The sequence below is a fragment of the Flavobacterium oreochromis genome, assembly GCF_019565455.1.
GTDB lineage: Bacteria > Bacteroidota > Bacteroidia > Flavobacteriales > Flavobacteriaceae > Flavobacterium > Flavobacterium oreochromis.
In genome coordinates this window covers 2,244,278-2,261,298 of the sequence record NZ_CP067377.1, presented here as the reverse complement: position 1 = coordinate 2,261,298, position 17,021 = coordinate 2,244,278, and the positions used below count along the sequence as shown (strand labels likewise).

Here is a 17,021-nt window from a genome sequence, read left to right as displayed (position 1 = left end):
TCCAGTATGTTTCTTCTTTTAATTCTAAAAAATTTTTTTTAATTGAGTATAATCAATACTTTCCAAATAACCTGATTGAAAAGGACTTACTATTTTCAATACCTTTTTCTCTATAAAACACAACTCTCTTTGATATGTTAGATCATTTCCTTTTTCCCATTTTTCAGTATATAAAAGATCTATTTCGTCTAGTACTTCTTTTTTAATATGATCTGTAATACTTGACACATTCATATTTACGCTCAAGTAAGTAATCATAGAAGGATATGACCAAACTAATCCCCTAATAGCTAAAAAAGTCCCTACCAATAGAGTTATTAAAAAGATTGTTTTGTATAAAAAACAGATATTATTTGAGGTAATATACACAACGCTACAGTACCTACAAAAAAACCTATAAACGCTTGTATTTTAAAATCATTAGCTAAAAAGTGTCTTAAAATTCTTGGAGAAAATTGAGATGAAGCTAATTGCATTACTACAAATAATACGGAAAATGTAGTTAAGGATATTCCTATAACAATAGAGACTAAAACATTAGAAACAGGAATTAATCTAGTATAAATTTCTAACGAATTAATAGAAAAATACTTGTTAAGATCAATCTGAAAATCCAAACATAATAGAAAAGCACCTAAAAACAGAGCATACACACTACTCATTACTGTTCCTAAATGTTTGATTTTATGTTCTAACTGTTGATATATTTTAGATTTAAAAGTAGACATGTTAATTATTTATGGAGTAAATTTAAGTAAAACTTACTTTGATTAATTAAACCTTTTTAAAATGATTTTGTCCAATAATCAAATCAAAATCTTCATGGATAAATCAACTCTCTGGTCCTTACGCTTGGGTTTTTCAAATAAACAAAGTGATATTATTAAAAGTATAGGAATTGAAAATTTTCTTAATAACTCTTTTAAGACAACAATAGACAATATGACTCCTGTTTTTCTTCAAGAAAGTCCTAACAATATTAAAGAGCTTCGTGAAAGAAAAAAAAAACTAAAAAAACATAATCCTGATGAAACAAAACAAATAATTATTAAAGAGATAAAAGTTTCTAACGAAATGAAGGCTTGGTGGATTGAAAGAATGATTACTGAAGAATATCCTCTTCTTGAAAAAATGACTTGTTTTTGGCACAATCATTATGTTGCTACATTTGAAAAAATAAAAATAAATCATTGGATTTTTCAATATAACCAACTTCTACGTGAACACGCCTTTGGGAACTTTAGAGAACTAACTAAAAAAGTCCTAAAAAGTAATGCTATGGTACGTTATCTAGACAATGTAGATAATAGAAATGAAAAGATTAATGAAAATTTAAGTAGAGAGCTATTAGAACTTTTTACTCTAGGTATTGGAAACTATACAGAAATAGATATCAAAAATGGAGCTAAAGCTTTAGCTGGATTAGGGATAGGAGATGATCAAGCAATATATCATACTCTTTTTGAAAATCATGATACCATCACGTATTTAGGGAAAACAGGACGTTTTAAAGCAGATGATCTAGTAGATATTATTTTTGAGCAACCCGCTATCCCTTATTTTATAACAGAAAAAATCCTAAAGTGGTTTATATATGATGAACCTACAAAAGATTTAGTAATCTATTATGGTAATTATTTTAAAAAAGTAAACTTTGAAATAAAACCTTTTTTACTAAAATTATTCTCAGAAGAATATAAAAAAGATACAGCTGGATCTAAAATTAAAAGTCCTTTAGAATTTATTCTTCAGCTTACTGATGAATTACAAATACGTATTCCAAACAAAAAAGCTATTACCTTTTTTTTAAAGGAACAAGGAATGGATTTATTTAATCAACCGAATGTAAAGGGATGGAAAGGAGGTAAATCTTGGTTAACTTCACAGACCTATTTACAGCGTAACCATACTGCTGACCTACTTTGTTCCGGCAAGTTATTTAATCGAATTGGTTTAATCAAAGAAAAAGGGGAAAACACTGAATACAATTTTATTCCTCATATTAATTGGAAGGGTATAAGTAATAAAGATATTATTAAAAATCTTACAGCTAAATTACTTTTTACTGTTGATGAAATAAATCAAAAAGATTTTGAAATGGTTTTAAAATACGATTTTGATCCAGAAAGTATAAATGCTGAACAAGCCATTTTAAGATTATTTAATACCATTATAAAAACGCCCGAGTTTCAATTAATTTAAAATTTTATTCCAATAAAAATTAAGGTTATCAAAATTTTAACCTTCAAAAACGAAAAGTTATGAATAGAAGACAATTTTTATCAGTTACGGGAACTTTTACAGGAGGAATGCTTGTACTACCAAACTTTTTATATGCTTATAGTTCAAAAAATAATTCTAATTTAATCATAGGAGAACAATCTTTAGTTTTTATTCAGTTAAACGGAGGAAATGATGGGCTTAATACCTTTGTCCCTTTTCAAGATCCTCTTTATTATGCTAATAGACCTAAAATTGCACTCTCAAAAGAAGAGGTTATTAATAAAAACAAAGGAATGGCTTTCCATCCTGCTTTAAGAGGTTTAGCCGAAATTCAACAAAACGGAGATCTTACTATATTACAAAACGTAGGATATTCTGAACCTAATCGTTCACATTTTCGTAGTCAGGAAATTTGGCAAACAGCCTCAGCTTCTAATCAATATCATAATGAAGGTTGGCTAGGCCGCTATTTAGATTTACAATGTAAAGAGCATATCCCAACAGCTGGCATTAATATAGACAAGATAGATAATTTATCATTAAAAGGAAAAAAATCCAAACACTATTACAGTAAAAGCTCCTAATTGGTTTAAACCTAAAAAACAAACTGATGATGAGACAACAAGATTATCTGATAATCCTCAATTAGATTTTGTTAGAAAAATAGCCAATTCAATCACAGAAGGAGCTGATAAAATTCAAAAAGCTTTAGAAAATTCAAAAACTGAAAATTCTTATCCGAAAACAAGTTTAGCTAAAAATTTAGAATGGATAGCTCGATTAATTAAAGGCAACTTAAATTCAAAAGTATATTATACTTCTTTAAATGGATTTGATACTCACGATAATCAATTAGCTATACACAAAAATAAATTAACAGAATTTAATGATGCTATTTTTAGCTTTTATACTGATTTAAAAAAATCTAAATTACTGCAAAATGTAACAATAGTTGTTTTTTCTGAATTTGGCCGTCGTGTAAGAGACAATGGAAATGGAACTGATCATGGAACTGCTGCTCCTATGTTTATTATAGGGGGAAATAATAGAGGAAATATAATTGGCAAAAATCCTGATTTAACTAATCTTGATGATGGAGATTTAAAATTTGAGATTGATTTCAGAAGTGTATATGCCAGTCTTCTTAAAGAAAAATTGAATTTTGATGCAAATAAAATAGGAATAAAAAACAACCCTTTAAACTGTATTTTTTAATCATCATATTCTTAGTTTACATTTTATAAAATTTTAAAAATACTTATTGCTATTTATTATTTAAAAAAAACTAACAACTTTTAATATTTAACATTTAACTTATTGTATATTTGCCGCCCTTAATTTTTAAAAAAATGTTGAAAAATCGTATTTTAAAAGGAGTTTTTTTAGTAGGATTAGGTGCCACTAGTTATGGAATGTTAGCTACATTTGTTAAATTAGCCTATAAAGAAAACTTTACTACAGCAGAGGTTACATCCTCACAATTTATATACGGAATTTTAGGTATGCTGCTAATTAATGCTTTCCAAAAATTCAAAAAGAAAGAAGAAGTGATAAAAGCAACTTCTGCAAATATTTTACATTTGATGTTAGCTGGTACTTCACTTGGTATGACCAGTGTTTTTTACTACCTAGCTGTAAGATACATTCCTGTTTCCATAGGAATTGTTTTATTAATGCAAACCGTTTGGATGGGGGTATTATTAGAATGGTTTTTAGATAAAAAAGCACCTTCTATGCAAAAAATAGTTTCTGTAGCAATTGTTTTATTAGGAACTGCTTTAGCCACTAACCTATTTAGTAAATCACTAGATTTAGACTGGAGAGGAATTATGTGGGGGCTTTTAGCTGCAGCTTCATTTACTACCACTATGTTTACAGCTAATAGAATTGCATTAGGAATATCATCTGCCCAACGTAGCTTGTATATGCTTTTAGGTGGTGCGGTTATTGTTTTCGGTTTTTCTATAGCGACACAGGTAACTCCTTTTAATATGGCCATTTTTGCTAAATGGGGAATCTTCTTAGCTTTGTTTGGCACCATTATTCCTCCTATTTTAATGAATGCTGGATTTCCTCACACAGGAATTGGACTAGGAAGTATTGTTTCTTCTTTAGAATTGCCTGTTTCTGTCATGATGGCTTTTATGATATTAAATGAAACTGTTGTGATCTCACAATGGATTGGGATAGGTTTAATTATTCTAGCCATTATTATAATGAATATAAATGGAAGTAAAAAATAATTATACTCTTTTATTTTTTGAAGAGGTGTTCAAAAAGTAGTATCAAAGACTTAATTTATCATCCTAATATACAGGATAAACACCATGATTTAATTAATACAACCAAGGTTATTTTTCTATAATCATTGAATAAAATTAAATCGTAGAATTTTAAACTTTTTGAACAACCTCTTTTTACTTTGATAAAATATTATCTAAACAGAATCAAAAAACATTAGTCTTTATTATAATAGTTTCACTTGATTCTTTATCATTTTAATGATAGATACATTAAATTTTTAGGAAAATAAAACATAAAACAAATTATCTATTATTTGTTAAAAAAACTTCTTAAGCGTTATTTTATTTTATATTTGTATACATTAAATAGTATCAAACAGAATTAATGAAGCTTAAAAAACTTGAATTTTGTTTTTTATTTTAATTCAAACAATATTCTAAATACTTAACGAAATGCTTTTTCCTGACGAAATAATAGAATTTAAGCTTCCTGATGCGGAACTAATTTATTATCCTGCTTTTTTTTCATTAGAACAAGCTAATACTTTTTTTCAAAAATTAGAATCTGAAATTCCATGGCAACAAGATAAGATAACAGTTTATGGAAAAGAGCATTTACAACCCCGACTAACAGCTCTATTTGGCAATGAAGGAAAACCTTACGCTTATTCTAATATAATAATGCACCCACATCAATGGACTCCTTTATTAATTCATATTAAAGATGAGGTTGAACGAGTTTGCAATACTCACTTTACAACTGTTTTACTAAATAACTATCGCAACGGACAAGATAGTATGGGCTGGCATGCAGATAATGAAAAAGAATTAGGTAGAAACCCTATGATTGCTTCTGTTAGCTTTGGAGCTGAAAGAAATTTTCAACTTAAACACAATACCATTGAAACAGCTAAACAAAATATAAATCTACAACATGGAAGCTTATTAATAATGAAAGGTGCATTACAGCATTTCTGGAAACATCAAATTCCTAAAACTCAAAAAGACGTAGGTTCAAGAATTAATTTAACATTTAGAATTATCAAATAAAAAGAGCGTATCCTAAAGAGTCAAATACACTTATAAAATTGCTTATTTAAAACTATTTCCAATGGACAGAATCTTTTACAAAAAAGAGATTGCGCAGTCTAAAATTAAACTGCACAATCTCTTTTTATATAAAATTATATCTTAGATTATGCTTTAAAGACTATTTAATTAAAATTTATCTGGTAAGATTTTACCTGGATTCATAATATTATTAGGATCAAAAATATATTTAATCTGTTCCATTAATTCTAAGTGCATTTTTGAAAAAGCTATATCCATATAATTTTTCTGCACCCAGCCAATACCGTGTTCTCCAGACAAAGTCCCTTTTAAAGAAAGTGTTAGCTCAAAAATTTCACGGATCCCTTTTGGAACTTCTTCTTTCCATTGTTTATCCGTTAAATTTCCTTTAATAATATTCACATGCAAATTACCATCTCCTGCATGTCCGTAACAAACTGATTGAAACCCATATTTAGCCCCTATTAACTTAATTCCTTTTAGTAATTTGGGTAATTCATATCGAGGTACTACAGTATCTTCTTCTTTATAAATTGAATTTGCTTTAACGGCTTCTGCCACGCCTCGTCTCATTTTCCACAACGCATTCTTTTGATCTTCTGTATCAGCAAAAAGAATTTCATCAATTTCAAAATTATCAAGAACATTCATTATCTTCTCTGCTTCTAGCATTAAAATTTCTGAATAATTTCCATCTACTTCAATTAACAAATGGGCTTGATGATCGGGTTTTACTTCAATAGCAATCCCTTCTATATATTTTAAACTCCAATCAATAGCATCCCGTTCCATAAATTCTAAAGCACTAGGTACAATGCCTGCTCTAAAAATGGCAGAAACGGCCTCACAAGCTTGATCTGCTTTATAAAATGGCACTAGCATTAATATATTAAAAGATACTTTCGGAAGTAATTTTATAACTGCTTTTGTTACAATTCCTAATGTTCCTTCGCTTCCTACCATTAGTTGAGTTAGATTGTAGCCTGTAGAATTTTTTAATGTATTAGCTCCAGTCCATATAATTTGTCCATTAGGTAAAACAACCTGCAAGTTAAGTATATAATCTTTAGTTAATCCATATTTAACAGCCCTAGCCCCTCCTGAGTTTTCTGCTATATTACCTCCTATGAAGCAACTCCCCATACTACTTGGATCTACAGGATAAAAAAGACCTTTTTCCGCAACTGTTTCTCGTAATACTTGTGTTATAACGCCTGGTTCTGTGATAACTTGAAGGTTTTTTTCATCTATTTCAATAATTTTATTTAATCGTTCTGTGGAAAGACCAATTCCTTCTAACACAGACAAAGCTCCTCCACTTAAACCTGTCTGCCCTCCTATGGGGACAACAGCGGTATAAAATTCATTTGCTAATTTAACAACTGAAGCTACTTCTTCTGCACTACTTGGTTTTACAACTACTCCTGGTGGAAAGGAAAAATCTTCAGTTTCATCATGTCCATACGCTTCTCGTGTCTCTATATCGGTGAAAACATATGGTTCTCCAACAACATCTATCAACTTTTGAATTAATTCTTTTGAAATAGGCATACAAATTAGAGTTTAGTTTATTGTAAAATTAAGAATATTTAAACTATTCGATACCCTTAATTTATCAACGATATTTTGTTAAAAATAAAAGGCTAAAATATTTTCAGATATCAATTTAAAAATTATTTTATAAAATAGTGATTTTTTTTTGCATGGTAAGATATTTTTTTCTAATTTTAAGAACCCAAATAAATAAATTTATAACCTTATGAAAACAATGTCTACTTATATTCAAAGAAAATTAGAAAAGGCTAGTTTAAATCCTGAACAATTTAATAAAGAATTAAATCAATCAATGAATATTTTGATTTCATCAGAAATTGATGAATTAGCAAAATGGTTTGTTAATTTTACTAAAGATAAACCTCATTTAAAAAACCTTAAAAACAATACTGCCTATAACAGAAATCTACTTATGAAATTTTAATTTTAAGCAAAAGGCTGTCCGATAAAATCTACTTATTGTTCTCAAATTTTAACTACTATAGAATAGCTAAATTTATCTGACCCCTAGAACAAATGGTAAAATATTTGAACAGCCTTTAAAATAAAATTAACACGCTTATTTTTTCCAATAATTATTAGCTTTTGCTATAGTAGCAAACTCTAACGCTACTGTCTGACCAATAGCAATTAACATTGCAGGATCTTCTGCGTAAACTGGTCTTAATTTTTCACGTACTGAAGCATCAGGTTGTGTATATTTTATGACTAATCTAGCCATTTTTACTGCTAACATCCTTCCCTCTTCAGGCGTAGCTGTAATTAAAGAATTGTTTGGTACTAAAGCATCCATATAAGTTTTTTTTAAGAAACAAAAATAATTTTGTAAAATAAAAAACGTTGTGATGTAGATCACAACGTCCTAATTTTTCTTAGCCATAATTCTTGAAATACTTTCTCTACTGACTCCTAAATCAATTGCTATTTGTTGATGGGTCAACTTAATACCATTTATTTCTAGCTTATTCCCATATTTTTGAAGATATCGCTCTAAACGTTTTTCTAAATCATCATTTTGCAACCCAACATATAGTTGTAATATATTTTGAAATTCAAAAGCTAACCTATTGACTAAATAATCAACAAAAGCTTTATCTTTTAACAACAATTCATCAATTAAATCTTTTGGTAACAACCATGCCTCCACCTTTGTTAAAGCTTGAGCTGTAAATAATAATTTATCCATGATCTTATAATGGGAAAAACTCACCATACAAGCTTCTCCTGCCACTACATAATCTAACAATACATCTTTTACAACAGAAGTACAATCTAACCTAACTACTCCTGATTTAACAACAGGTAAATACAAAAAAGGATCTCCTTGAGAGACTAAATAATCCCCCTACTTCAAAATTCTTTTTAATAATCCTTTGTTCAAATGTTTCTAAACTAAAAAATATTTCAACTGATTGACAATCTAGATCTAACATTTTTTTACCCATGATAAATATATTTCGATTTCAACAAAATAACAGATAATTTTACAATCTACATCTTAAAGAGAAATTATTATTATTAAAAAATAATTATCTTTACTAAAAAACTAAATCCATTGAATACTTACAGAAAAAAATCAGCTTTAAAAGAAAATGAAGGCATTGAACAACCTGAAAGTATTAATCAGAAGGCAATCATCCAAATTAGACAAAATAGAAAAGCAAACTTAAGCACAGAAGCTCTTATAAAAGCCATACTTAAGAATGACAAAACAGCACTTAGTAGAGCAATCACTCTCGTTGAGAGCACTAATATAGAACATCAAGAAAAAGCTAATACGATTGTTCAAAACTGCCTTCCATATAGTAATAAATCTATTAGAATTGGCATTACTGGTGTTCCTGGAGTAGGAAAAAGTACTTTTATAGAAGCTTTTGGAAAGCTACTGACTTCTTTTGGAAAAAAGTAGCAGTACTTGCTGTTGATCCCAGTTCAAGCATTAGTCACGGAAGTATATTAGGAGATAAAACCCGTATGGAAGAACTAGTTAAAGATGAGTATGCTTATATTCGACCTAGTGCATCTGGAGAAAGCTTAGGTGGTGTAGCAAGAAAAACCCGTGAAAGCATTATACTATGTGAAGCTTGTGGATTTAACGTAATACTAGTAGAAACAGTTGGCGTAGGTCAAAGCGAAACAGCAGTACACAGCATGACTGACTTTTTTCTTTTATTAAATTTAGCTGGTGCTGGTGACGAATTACAAGGCATTAAAAGAGGTATCATGGAAATGGCAGATTTAGTAGTAATTAATAAGGCTGATGGCGATAATACGACAAAAGCTAAACTTGCCAAAACAGAGTACAATAGGGCCTTACATTTATTTCCTGAAAAAAATTCTGGTTGGATTCCTAAAGTTACAACCTGTAGTGCTTTAGAAAAAAAAGGTATTGATTCTATATGGCAAACTATAGAAGAATATATCGTATTAACAAAACAAAATGGTTATTTCGAAAGTAAAAGAAATGACCAAAATCAATATTGGCTTTTAGAAAGCATTAATGAACAACTGAAAAGTCATTTTTTTAACCACCCTGCAACTTTGTCTCTTTTAGAAAACGAAAAAAGAGCTATACAAAATAACGAAAGTTCTCCTTTTGCATCTGCGCAAAGACTATTAGATAATTATTTTAAACACCAATAAAAAACTGTTTAGATCATTTCTTTTCTAAACAGTTTTTTTATCTAATATAGATAATTACTTATATAAAATAAAGCTCTATAAATCCTTAATAAACTCATCAAAGCTTTTAGATATATACGGTATATGATTTTTCTCTGCTTTCTTTTTTAATGTTAAAAAGTCTTTGTTTTCGATTAAATTGATTTCTTTTTGCAATGTATCAAAAGAAAATTTAATACTTTCCAAATTTTCCATTTGAGAAAAAGATGGAGCATTAAAACTATTAGTTATCATAACGTATAACTCACCTAATTTTTCTCTTAATTGAGGTTCTGGAGTCCCAACATAGTTACCTCCTATTGTTGCGACCATTCTTTCTTTTACCTTATAGCTTCTTTTAATTTTTCACCTTCTTTTGAATAGTTTTTTTATCCTTTTCTATCATTTGATCTATTAGATTTAAATTAAAATCTATTTAACTACATAGCTAATTTTTGATTTAAATCAAATAATTCTTTTGAAACAAGCTGATATTTCTCTCTAGCTTCTATATGATAACATCAAGTATTTTTGGGTAATCCCAAAATATTCATTAGGACATTAGTCGAGGTTTTCCCACCATCTTTTGTTACTTGCACATTGCCGTCATCAGTTCCTACCCAAATTACATGATCATTTACAGGGGATTCTGCTATGGTAAATATAGTACAATGATTTTCTGCACCTGAATTATCTTTAAATACCCCCTAGTTTTCTTGATTTTATTTTACTTTATCATTTGTTGTCAAATCAGGAGATATTTTAATCCATGTTCGCCCCTTATCCTCCGATTTATAAAGAATTTGACTTCCCATATATAATCTATCTATATGCTTTTTACTTATTGCCATAGGAGCATTCTAATTAAATCGTAACTTAGGATCTCCTTTAACCTGTAAGGGTTGAATGGTAATTAATTCCTGAGTATCTATATTATACCTCCAAACATTTTCTGCACCTTGCATTTCGCTATAAATAATATTTTTTGAGAGATGTTTTATAACCTTAAATCCATCACCTTGCCCTCCCCTAGTCCAATCTCTTGATTCTATACCTCCTAGACTTTTTGTGAGACCATACCAAGAACCATTATCTTGTAAGCCTCCATAAACATGATAAGGTACTTTATCAGTATCTATACTTAAATGATAAAACTGTGATACGGGTAAGCTTGAAACCATTTCTAAAGTTTCTCCTAGATCCCAACTTCTATAAACGCCTACTCCAGCAGTACCTGTATAAATAACTTTATTGTTATTAGGGTGTGTTTGTAAATCAGTAATACGTCCACCCATTAAAGCAGGATCAATATGCCTAGCTTTTATGTCTCCAAACAACTCTTTCTCTTTTAATATTACTTTTTCTTGAGCATTAACTAATACTGATAATAATGCTGATCCTAAAAAGGTTAATCTATTTATTTTACTCATAGATTATTTTTACAAAGAAGTGATCAAAAAGAATGAAACTAATTTTATGTGCCATAATAAATTAAAAGATCCAAAAATTGTCCTATTGCTCTAAATTTATTTTACTGAAAAAACAAACTCTTTATCCTCTAGACTAGGGTTTAAAATATTTTTTTTTACTTTCATATCTCCTCCAAACTGATTTAAAGCAAATGGAAAACAAACACCTTCTAACTCCTGATAATCAATCATTTTCGAAATAATTTTCTGTCCCTTCATAGCTCCTTGTTTTATTTCTGCCTCTGTCACAACTGGTAAATAATTTTCTGTATCAAAAAAATAAAATGTTTCATTAGGTGTTTCAATTCCTGTAATTTTTATTGTTTTTTTAGTTAATTTAACTTTAAAACACAAAATGCCTTCTTTTGTTTCTTTCCCTAATAGTTCAATTTTATATCCTTTTGTTTTGTAATCAAAAAAGGATCTGGAAAATCTTGATTACTCAACTTTAGATTTTCATTTGCTTCTGTTTCTAATTTCTCTGCTTTTTACGTCATCATATTAGTCGTCCATGCTACATTTCCATCAGAAGCCATTTGTTTAATTTCCTTCCCTTGAAAATTAATTTCAACATACATTTTCCCTCCTTTTAAAGCAACAACATCAACTGGAATTTCTACTCCTCCATAATTTGCAATCATCTTTATCCCTTTTAAACTATTAAGCTTATCTTCCCCTCCTATTGTTTTAATATAGTTAGTAACCACTTGATCTGCAGTTTGAGCAAAGGAAGCTAGTGATATTAAAATATAAAAATTAAAATTTTAATTTTTTTCATAAATATCATGTTTTGTTTAATAAATGAATTAGTAGAAGCCAAATGATATTCGTTATAATTTTCTTATAAAATGACTCGTAAAATCATAAAAAATATTCTTATTCTTTAGATTCAGGAAAGGCTATTGATAAGATTACAGATAATACTAAAACACTGGCAATTATAATCAGTGATATTATAGAATCTACATGGTAAAAAGGAGCTATAATCATTTTAGTTCCTATAAAAGTTAATATAATGGCTAAGCCATATGGCAATTTATGAAATAAATGAATAAAATTATCTAATAAAAAGAATAAGGCTCTTAACCCTAATATAGCAAAAATATTAGATGTATAAAGAACAAAAGGATCACGTGAAATAGCAAAAATAGCAGGTATTGAATCTACGGCAAATAATAAGTCTGTAAATTCAATTACAGCAACGACTACTAATAATGGGGTAGCCATTTTTTTACCATTTTCTATAGTAAAAAATTTATCCCCTTCATATGCATCTGTAACATTAAAAAATTTACGTACTAATCTCGCTCCTCGTGTATCATTATAATCTTGATCCCCTTCATCATCACTAGTAGACCATGATTTAATACCCGCATAAATCAAGAATAACCCAAAAAGCGTCATTACTAAATTAATATCGTATGTAAATCCAGTAAAACCTAATAATTCTAGAATTTTATTTAAATAAGTTAATTCAATTAAAAAAGCACCTGAAAAAATAAAAATAGCTCTTAAAACTAAAGCTCCTATTATTCCCCAAAATAAAACTTTATGTTTATTTTGATTAGCAACATCAAAAAATTTAAAAACCATTATAAAAACAAATAGGTTATCTACTGAAAGTGCCTTTTCTATCCAATATGCTGATTGAAATTCATAAAACTTAGTAGCTCCTGCAAAATGATAAACTAATCCACTAAAAGCCATAGCTAAAGCAATCCAAACAAACGACCAAGTTACGGCTTCTTTACTAGATACTTCATGGCTTTTTTTATTAAAAATACCTAAATCTAATAGTAACATAAACATTACTACGACTGCAAATGTAACAATCAGCCAAGGGTGTTCTGCAAAAATTGGATGTTCATTCATATTAACTTATTTTATCGTTTTTATTTACTTTTTAATCCCTTTAGTTTCTAAATATTTTTAAAGAATTAATATCTTAAAAATATCCCGACAAATTATTATTTATCGGGACTTTAAAGATATAATAAAATGACTTTTTATTTATTCTTCGTAACGTTCCATTTCTCGATCGTAAAATTCACCTGCTAATGTAATTAGGTGTTCCATTTCTCTTTCTATTTCTGATTCATCTTCGTCATCTAATTCTTCTATAAATTCTACTGAATCATCTTTTAAATTAATCAAAAAGCGAGGGAATTCTAAATGAATGATAAAAATATCATCAGGAAAATCAGAGTTATCTGCTAAAACAAATTTTGGTAATGTCATATTTTTAATTTTTTATGTGTGACTAGTTTTCTCCCGAACGGATTCTCCACAATTGTTATGTATTTATATTAAATTGCTTAGCAAATATCTTCAATCGTGTTGTATTATCTGCTCGTTGCAACATTTTTTTATTCTGATTATTTTGAGTTAGAGTTAATTTAACACCATCTGATTTAATATTATGGGTAATTGTTTTTGACCATCCAGCAATAACTAAAGGGTTCTTTTTATTATGCTCAATTACTTCTTTTTGCATGGTTCTAATACGAATTTTCTACTCTATCATTTAACTTATCATGATCCAAATGAATAACAAACTTTTTATTTATCTCATCATCATTGGATATAAAATTCTTAGCAAATAATCTTGAAAAATTGAAAACCAATTTCTTTACGCTTCTCTGAATCTTTTTTTTACCCTAAAGACTCTAAATAAATCATTAACAATACCTTTCAAATCATTACCTCCAAAAAATCAATCATGTAACTAATTAATCGCCCTTGATTAGTGGTAGCATATTTTTTGTTAATCTTGAATCTAAGCCTAATTCCTTATAAATTTCACCTCTAAACAATTGTATCATTAAAACCTCTAACTATGATGAATTAGTAATTTTTTTGATAATTTTTCAAAGCGAAGATACAATAATAAAGCTGCAACTGCTAATCCAGCTAATAAACCGATCCAAATTCCGATGGCTTTTAAAGATGTAAACAATCCTAAATAAATAGATATAGGAAAACCTACAATCCAATAAGCAATAAAAGTAAGATACATAGGAACTTTTACATCCTGAATACCTCTCAATGCACCCAAAACAGTTACTTGTATTCCATCAAAAACTTGAAAAACTGCCGCTATTAAAATCAAATTAGAAGCTATTCTAAGAACCTCTAAATTATCTCTTAAAGTTAATGTATTTTTAGAATCTATAAATAATTGAGGTAACCAATTATTTGTCATTATAAAAACAAGAGCAAAAAAACCTTGAACTAATAGAGCAAGTAAAAAAATAGATCGTGCTATGATTTGTAATTTCTCATAGTCTTGTATCCCTTTTTGATTTCCTACACGTACCATACCTGCTACCCCCAAACCTGACACAAACATAAAAGTAAAGGTCGCTAAGGTTAACGCAATTTGATTGGCTGCCTGACTGGTTGTACCAATACTTCCACTTAACCAAATAGCTCCCGTAAATAAAGCCACCTCAAAAAACATTTGCATAGCAGAAGGTAATCCTAACGCTACAATCTTTTTAGTCATGCTCTTACCTATAGATTGCAAACTAAAACCTTCAAAATAAGGCTTGAATTTTTCATGCGACTTTAAAGCAAAATGTATATATAACACCATTATTATTCTAGATAAAACAGTACCTACAGCAGCACCTAACATACCCATTTTTGGAAAAAACCATACTCCATAAATCAACACTATATTTAAAAATAAATGTACTACATTACAAAGTAAGTTAGCCCACATACCGTATTTAGTTTCACTCTTTCCATCAGCAAATTGCTTATACCCTTGAAAAATAATTAACGGTACTAAAGAAAACGCTACTAAATCTAAAAATGGCTTCGCTAACTCTACCACTTCTTGAGGTTGTCCCATATAAATAATCAATGGTTTAGCCAAATAAATAACTCCAAACAAAAAGATCCCAAGTCCTGTACAAAGTAACAATCCGTGATGAAAAACACTACGACCTTTAACTAAGCTATTTTCACCATCTGCCTCTGCTACTAATGGGGTTATAGCAGTTGAAAAACCCAAACCTAACGACATACCTATAAAAACAAAACTATTAGCTAATGAAACCGCAGCCAATTCTTTTGCACCTAACTTCCCTACCATAATATTATCTATTATAGACACCAAGGTATGCCCCAACATTCCTAAAACAATAGGATAAGCTAATTTTATATTTTCTTTAAATTCTCGAGTATATATTGAAAGTTTCATAGCTTGCAAAGGTAAATCATTCAATCTCAATTTCAAAAAGCAATTTCAATTAGACATAATTTTAGAATCTTCTAAATTAAAAACGATCATAATTTTAAGATATTTTTGTTAACATAAAGTAAATATATGGAAAAAATTAAACTTTCTCCTTTCCTAAATCTGGAAGGTATAGGTGCTGCATCAGGTATTATATTTCACAATAAAAATCTATACATCATTAGTGATAATTCAGGTTTTTTATTTGAATATGCTCTAGAAAGTAACCAATTATCAAAACATGTTTTAATACCATGCGCAACTGTAAATATTGAAAAAAAGAACAAACCAGATTTTGAGGCAATTACGCTAAAAGGTACAGAACTACACATTTTTGGGTCAGCATCAACGACTAAAAGAAACAAAAAAATAATTTTCAACCTAGATAATAGTATCTCAACGGAAATTGATTATACTCCTATATACGCTGAATTGAAAAACATATTTTCTATTTCTGATGAAGACCTTAATATTGAAGGCGCATTATATATTGAAAATAGCTTACTGTTATTTCAAAGGGGGAATAGTATAAATTCTACTAACGGTATTTTTAACATTCGTCAGTCTATAAAAGAAAGAAACTTTGATGTTTCTTTTCATCCTATTACTTTACCTCAGATACAACATATAGAAACTACTTTTACAGATGCCATTGAAATAGATGAAAAAATCTATTTTTTAGCAACAGCTGAAGACACCTTTTCTACCTATCATGATGGAGATATATTAGGAACCATTTTAGGCATTATGAATAGCCGTACTTTTGAAATAGAAAAGCACATACTACTATCATCTAATCATAAATTAGAAGGAATTACACTTTTTTCTAAAAACAAAACCGAATTAACTTTTTTAGTTTGTGAGGATAACGACACAGAAGAGTTAAATACTACTATTTATAAGCTAATAGTCAATACAGAACACTAAATATTCTTAATTATTTGTTTATTTTATAAAAAAATATCCTCGTCCCAACCTTTTTATAAAATAAACACTCTTTACCTAATAAAGACCTTTATTGTGATAGATGAACAATTAATACAAGCTTGCCGAAAAACACATCGAGACGCACAGCGTAAGATGTATGAACTAATGGCTCCAAAACTTTATCAAGTTTGTAAACGCTATTTAAAAAAAGAAGAAGAAATAGAAGAAGTACTTACTGATGCTTTCGTTATTATTTTCACAAAAATAGATCAGCTAAAAGAAGATGCCGCATTTTTTAGTTGGGCAAAACGAATAACAATAAATGAATGTTTACATCTATTAAAAAAAGAAGTAAACTTTAATATATATTTAGAAGAATCCAGTTGTAAAATCCAACCTGCAGTTACACAAGATACCAGCTTAGAAGAACAAGACGTTTTAAAACTATTAAACTATATACCTAAGGGATGCAAAACTGTTTTTAACTTGTTTGTTATTGAAGGCTATTCCCATAAAGAAATTAGCAACATGCTTAAAATATCAGAAGGTACTTCAAAATCACAACTAAATGCCGCTAAAGGTAAACTGAAAGATTTAGTTAATAATTTCTATTATCAAAACGCGAAATAA

Annotated in this window: 22 protein-coding genes and 2 pseudogenes; 10 read left to right on the top strand and 14 right to left on the bottom strand. The window is 28.8% G+C overall.

The window, feature by feature from the left end; all coding sequences use genetic code 11:
* Positions 1-24: 24 nt before the first annotated feature.
* Both JJC03_RS10875 and JJC03_RS10870 read right to left on the bottom strand, forming a co-directional pair.
* Entirely contained in the window at positions 25-309 is a 285-nt protein-coding gene (locus JJC03_RS10875; RefSeq protein ID WP_235873319.1) for a hypothetical protein, read from the bottom strand.
* 8 nt (positions 310-317) lie between these two features.
* Positions 318-728, bottom strand: a complete 411-nt coding sequence (locus JJC03_RS10870) for a DUF2254 family protein (protein WP_235873318.1) — start codon at positions 726-728, stop codon at positions 318-320.
* Between the two features lie 94 nt (positions 729-822).
* Here JJC03_RS10870 and JJC03_RS10865 point away from each other — a divergent pair, with 94 nt between their 5' ends.
* The 6 genes and pseudogenes from JJC03_RS10865 to JJC03_RS10850 all read left to right on the top strand — a co-directional run bounded on the left by JJC03_RS10865 (position 823) and on the right by JJC03_RS10850 (position 5,516).
* The gene (locus JJC03_RS10865) at positions 823-2,202 is read left to right on the top strand and encodes a DUF1800 domain-containing protein (RefSeq protein ID WP_235873317.1); all 1,380 of its coding nucleotides are present in this window, start codon (positions 823-825) and stop codon (positions 2,200-2,202) included.
* A 59-nt stretch (positions 2,203-2,261) separates the two neighbouring features.
* Positions 2,262-2,807, top strand: a complete 546-nt coding sequence (locus tag JJC03_RS17925) for a DUF1501 domain-containing protein (RefSeq protein WP_258931811.1) — start codon at positions 2,262-2,264, stop codon at positions 2,805-2,807.
* Positions 2,788-3,243 (top strand): annotated as a pseudogene (locus JJC03_RS18835) (DUF1501 domain-containing protein); the annotation flags it as partial. The gene JJC03_RS17925 and the pseudogene JJC03_RS18835, both read left to right, overlap by 20 nt.
* A 3-nt stretch (positions 3,244-3,246) precedes the next feature.
* Complete coding sequence (locus tag JJC03_RS17915; RefSeq protein WP_258931810.1) at positions 3,247-3,438, top strand: hypothetical protein; 192 nt, start codon at positions 3,247-3,249, stop codon at positions 3,436-3,438.
* A gap of 134 nt (positions 3,439-3,572) precedes the next feature.
* Positions 3,573-4,466 (top strand): EamA family transporter, encoded by an 894-nt coding sequence (locus JJC03_RS10855; protein WP_088398908.1) that lies wholly within the window; start codon positions 3,573-3,575, stop codon positions 4,464-4,466.
* 453 nt (positions 4,467-4,919) lie between these two features.
* Positions 4,920-5,516 (top strand): alpha-ketoglutarate-dependent dioxygenase AlkB family protein, encoded by a 597-nt coding sequence (locus JJC03_RS10850; protein WP_088398909.1) that lies wholly within the window; start codon positions 4,920-4,922, stop codon positions 5,514-5,516.
* Between the two features lie 168 nt (positions 5,517-5,684).
* On the opposite strand, the gene JJC03_RS10845 is transcribed toward JJC03_RS10850, so the two are convergent.
* Positions 5,685-7,088 (bottom strand): FAD-binding oxidoreductase, encoded by a 1,404-nt coding sequence (locus JJC03_RS10845; protein WP_088444677.1) that lies wholly within the window; start codon positions 7,086-7,088, stop codon positions 5,685-5,687.
* 217 nt (positions 7,089-7,305) lie between these two features.
* On the opposite strand from JJC03_RS10845, the gene JJC03_RS10840 reads away from it, so the two are divergent.
* Positions 7,306-7,515: a hypothetical protein gene (locus JJC03_RS10840; protein WP_258931807.1), complete on the top strand. Its 210-nt coding sequence runs from the start codon at positions 7,306-7,308 to the stop codon at positions 7,513-7,515.
* Between the two features lie 135 nt (positions 7,516-7,650).
* Here JJC03_RS10840 and JJC03_RS10835 read toward each other — a convergent pair whose 3' ends face one another.
* Entirely contained in the window at positions 7,651-7,884 is a 234-nt protein-coding gene (locus JJC03_RS10835) for a hexameric tyrosine-coordinated heme protein (RefSeq protein ID WP_088398912.1), read from the bottom strand.
* Positions 7,885-7,953: 69 nt separating this feature from the next.
* On the bottom strand, positions 7,954-8,403 hold the full coding sequence (locus tag JJC03_RS10830) for a Crp/Fnr family transcriptional regulator (protein WP_235873316.1): 450 nt from the start codon (positions 8,401-8,403) through the stop codon (positions 7,954-7,956).
* 243 nt (positions 8,404-8,646) lie between these two features.
* Here JJC03_RS10830 and meaB point away from each other — a divergent pair.
* Positions 8,647-9,734 (top strand): annotated as a pseudogene (gene meaB, locus JJC03_RS10825) (methylmalonyl Co-A mutase-associated GTPase MeaB).
* A gap of 75 nt (positions 9,735-9,809) precedes the next feature.
* Here meaB and JJC03_RS10820 read toward each other — a convergent pair.
* From JJC03_RS10820 to JJC03_RS10785, 9 genes are all read right to left on the bottom strand, one after another.
* Complete coding sequence (locus tag JJC03_RS10820) at positions 9,810-10,085, bottom strand: hypothetical protein (RefSeq protein ID WP_088398915.1); 276 nt, start codon at positions 10,083-10,085, stop codon at positions 9,810-9,812.
* 389 nt (positions 10,086-10,474) lie between these two features.
* Entirely contained in the window at positions 10,475-10,603 is a 129-nt protein-coding gene (locus JJC03_RS17910) for a hypothetical protein (RefSeq protein WP_258931804.1), read from the bottom strand.
* Positions 10,604-10,612: 9 nt separating this feature from the next.
* Entirely contained in the window at positions 10,613-11,182 is a 570-nt protein-coding gene (locus JJC03_RS10815) for a hypothetical protein (protein WP_088398916.1), read from the bottom strand.
* 96 nt (positions 11,183-11,278) lie between these two features.
* The gene (locus JJC03_RS10810) at positions 11,279-11,575 is read right to left on the bottom strand and encodes a hypothetical protein (protein WP_235873315.1); all 297 of its coding nucleotides are present in this window, start codon (positions 11,573-11,575) and stop codon (positions 11,279-11,281) included.
* 134 nt (positions 11,576-11,709) lie between these two features.
* Entirely contained in the window at positions 11,710-11,928 is a 219-nt protein-coding gene (locus tag JJC03_RS10805; protein ID WP_235873314.1) for a hypothetical protein, read from the bottom strand.
* Between the two features lie 169 nt (positions 11,929-12,097).
* Entirely contained in the window at positions 12,098-13,093 is a 996-nt protein-coding gene (locus JJC03_RS10800; RefSeq protein ID WP_088398919.1) for a TerC/Alx family metal homeostasis membrane protein, read from the bottom strand.
* Positions 13,094-13,231: 138 nt separating this feature from the next.
* Entirely contained in the window at positions 13,232-13,459 is a 228-nt protein-coding gene (locus JJC03_RS10795; protein WP_088398920.1) for a DUF8828 family protein, read from the bottom strand.
* Positions 13,460-13,514: 55 nt separating this feature from the next.
* On the bottom strand, positions 13,515-13,715 hold the full coding sequence (locus JJC03_RS10790; RefSeq protein ID WP_235873313.1) for a hypothetical protein: 201 nt from the start codon (positions 13,713-13,715) through the stop codon (positions 13,515-13,517).
* 336 nt (positions 13,716-14,051) lie between these two features.
* Positions 14,052-15,428, bottom strand: coding sequence for an MATE family efflux transporter (locus JJC03_RS10785; RefSeq protein WP_088398922.1), 1,377 nt, complete (start codon positions 15,426-15,428; stop codon positions 14,052-14,054).
* 126 nt (positions 15,429-15,554) lie between these two features.
* Between JJC03_RS10785 and JJC03_RS10780 the strand changes: the two genes are divergently transcribed.
* Together JJC03_RS10780 and JJC03_RS10775 are read left to right on the top strand one after the other, a co-directional pair.
* Positions 15,555-16,391: a DUF6929 family protein gene (locus JJC03_RS10780; protein WP_235873312.1), complete on the top strand. Its 837-nt coding sequence runs from the start codon at positions 15,555-15,557 to the stop codon at positions 16,389-16,391.
* Between the two features lie 96 nt (positions 16,392-16,487).
* Positions 16,488-17,021: an RNA polymerase sigma factor gene (locus tag JJC03_RS10775; RefSeq protein ID WP_235819356.1), complete on the top strand. Its 534-nt coding sequence runs from the start codon at positions 16,488-16,490 to the stop codon at positions 17,019-17,021.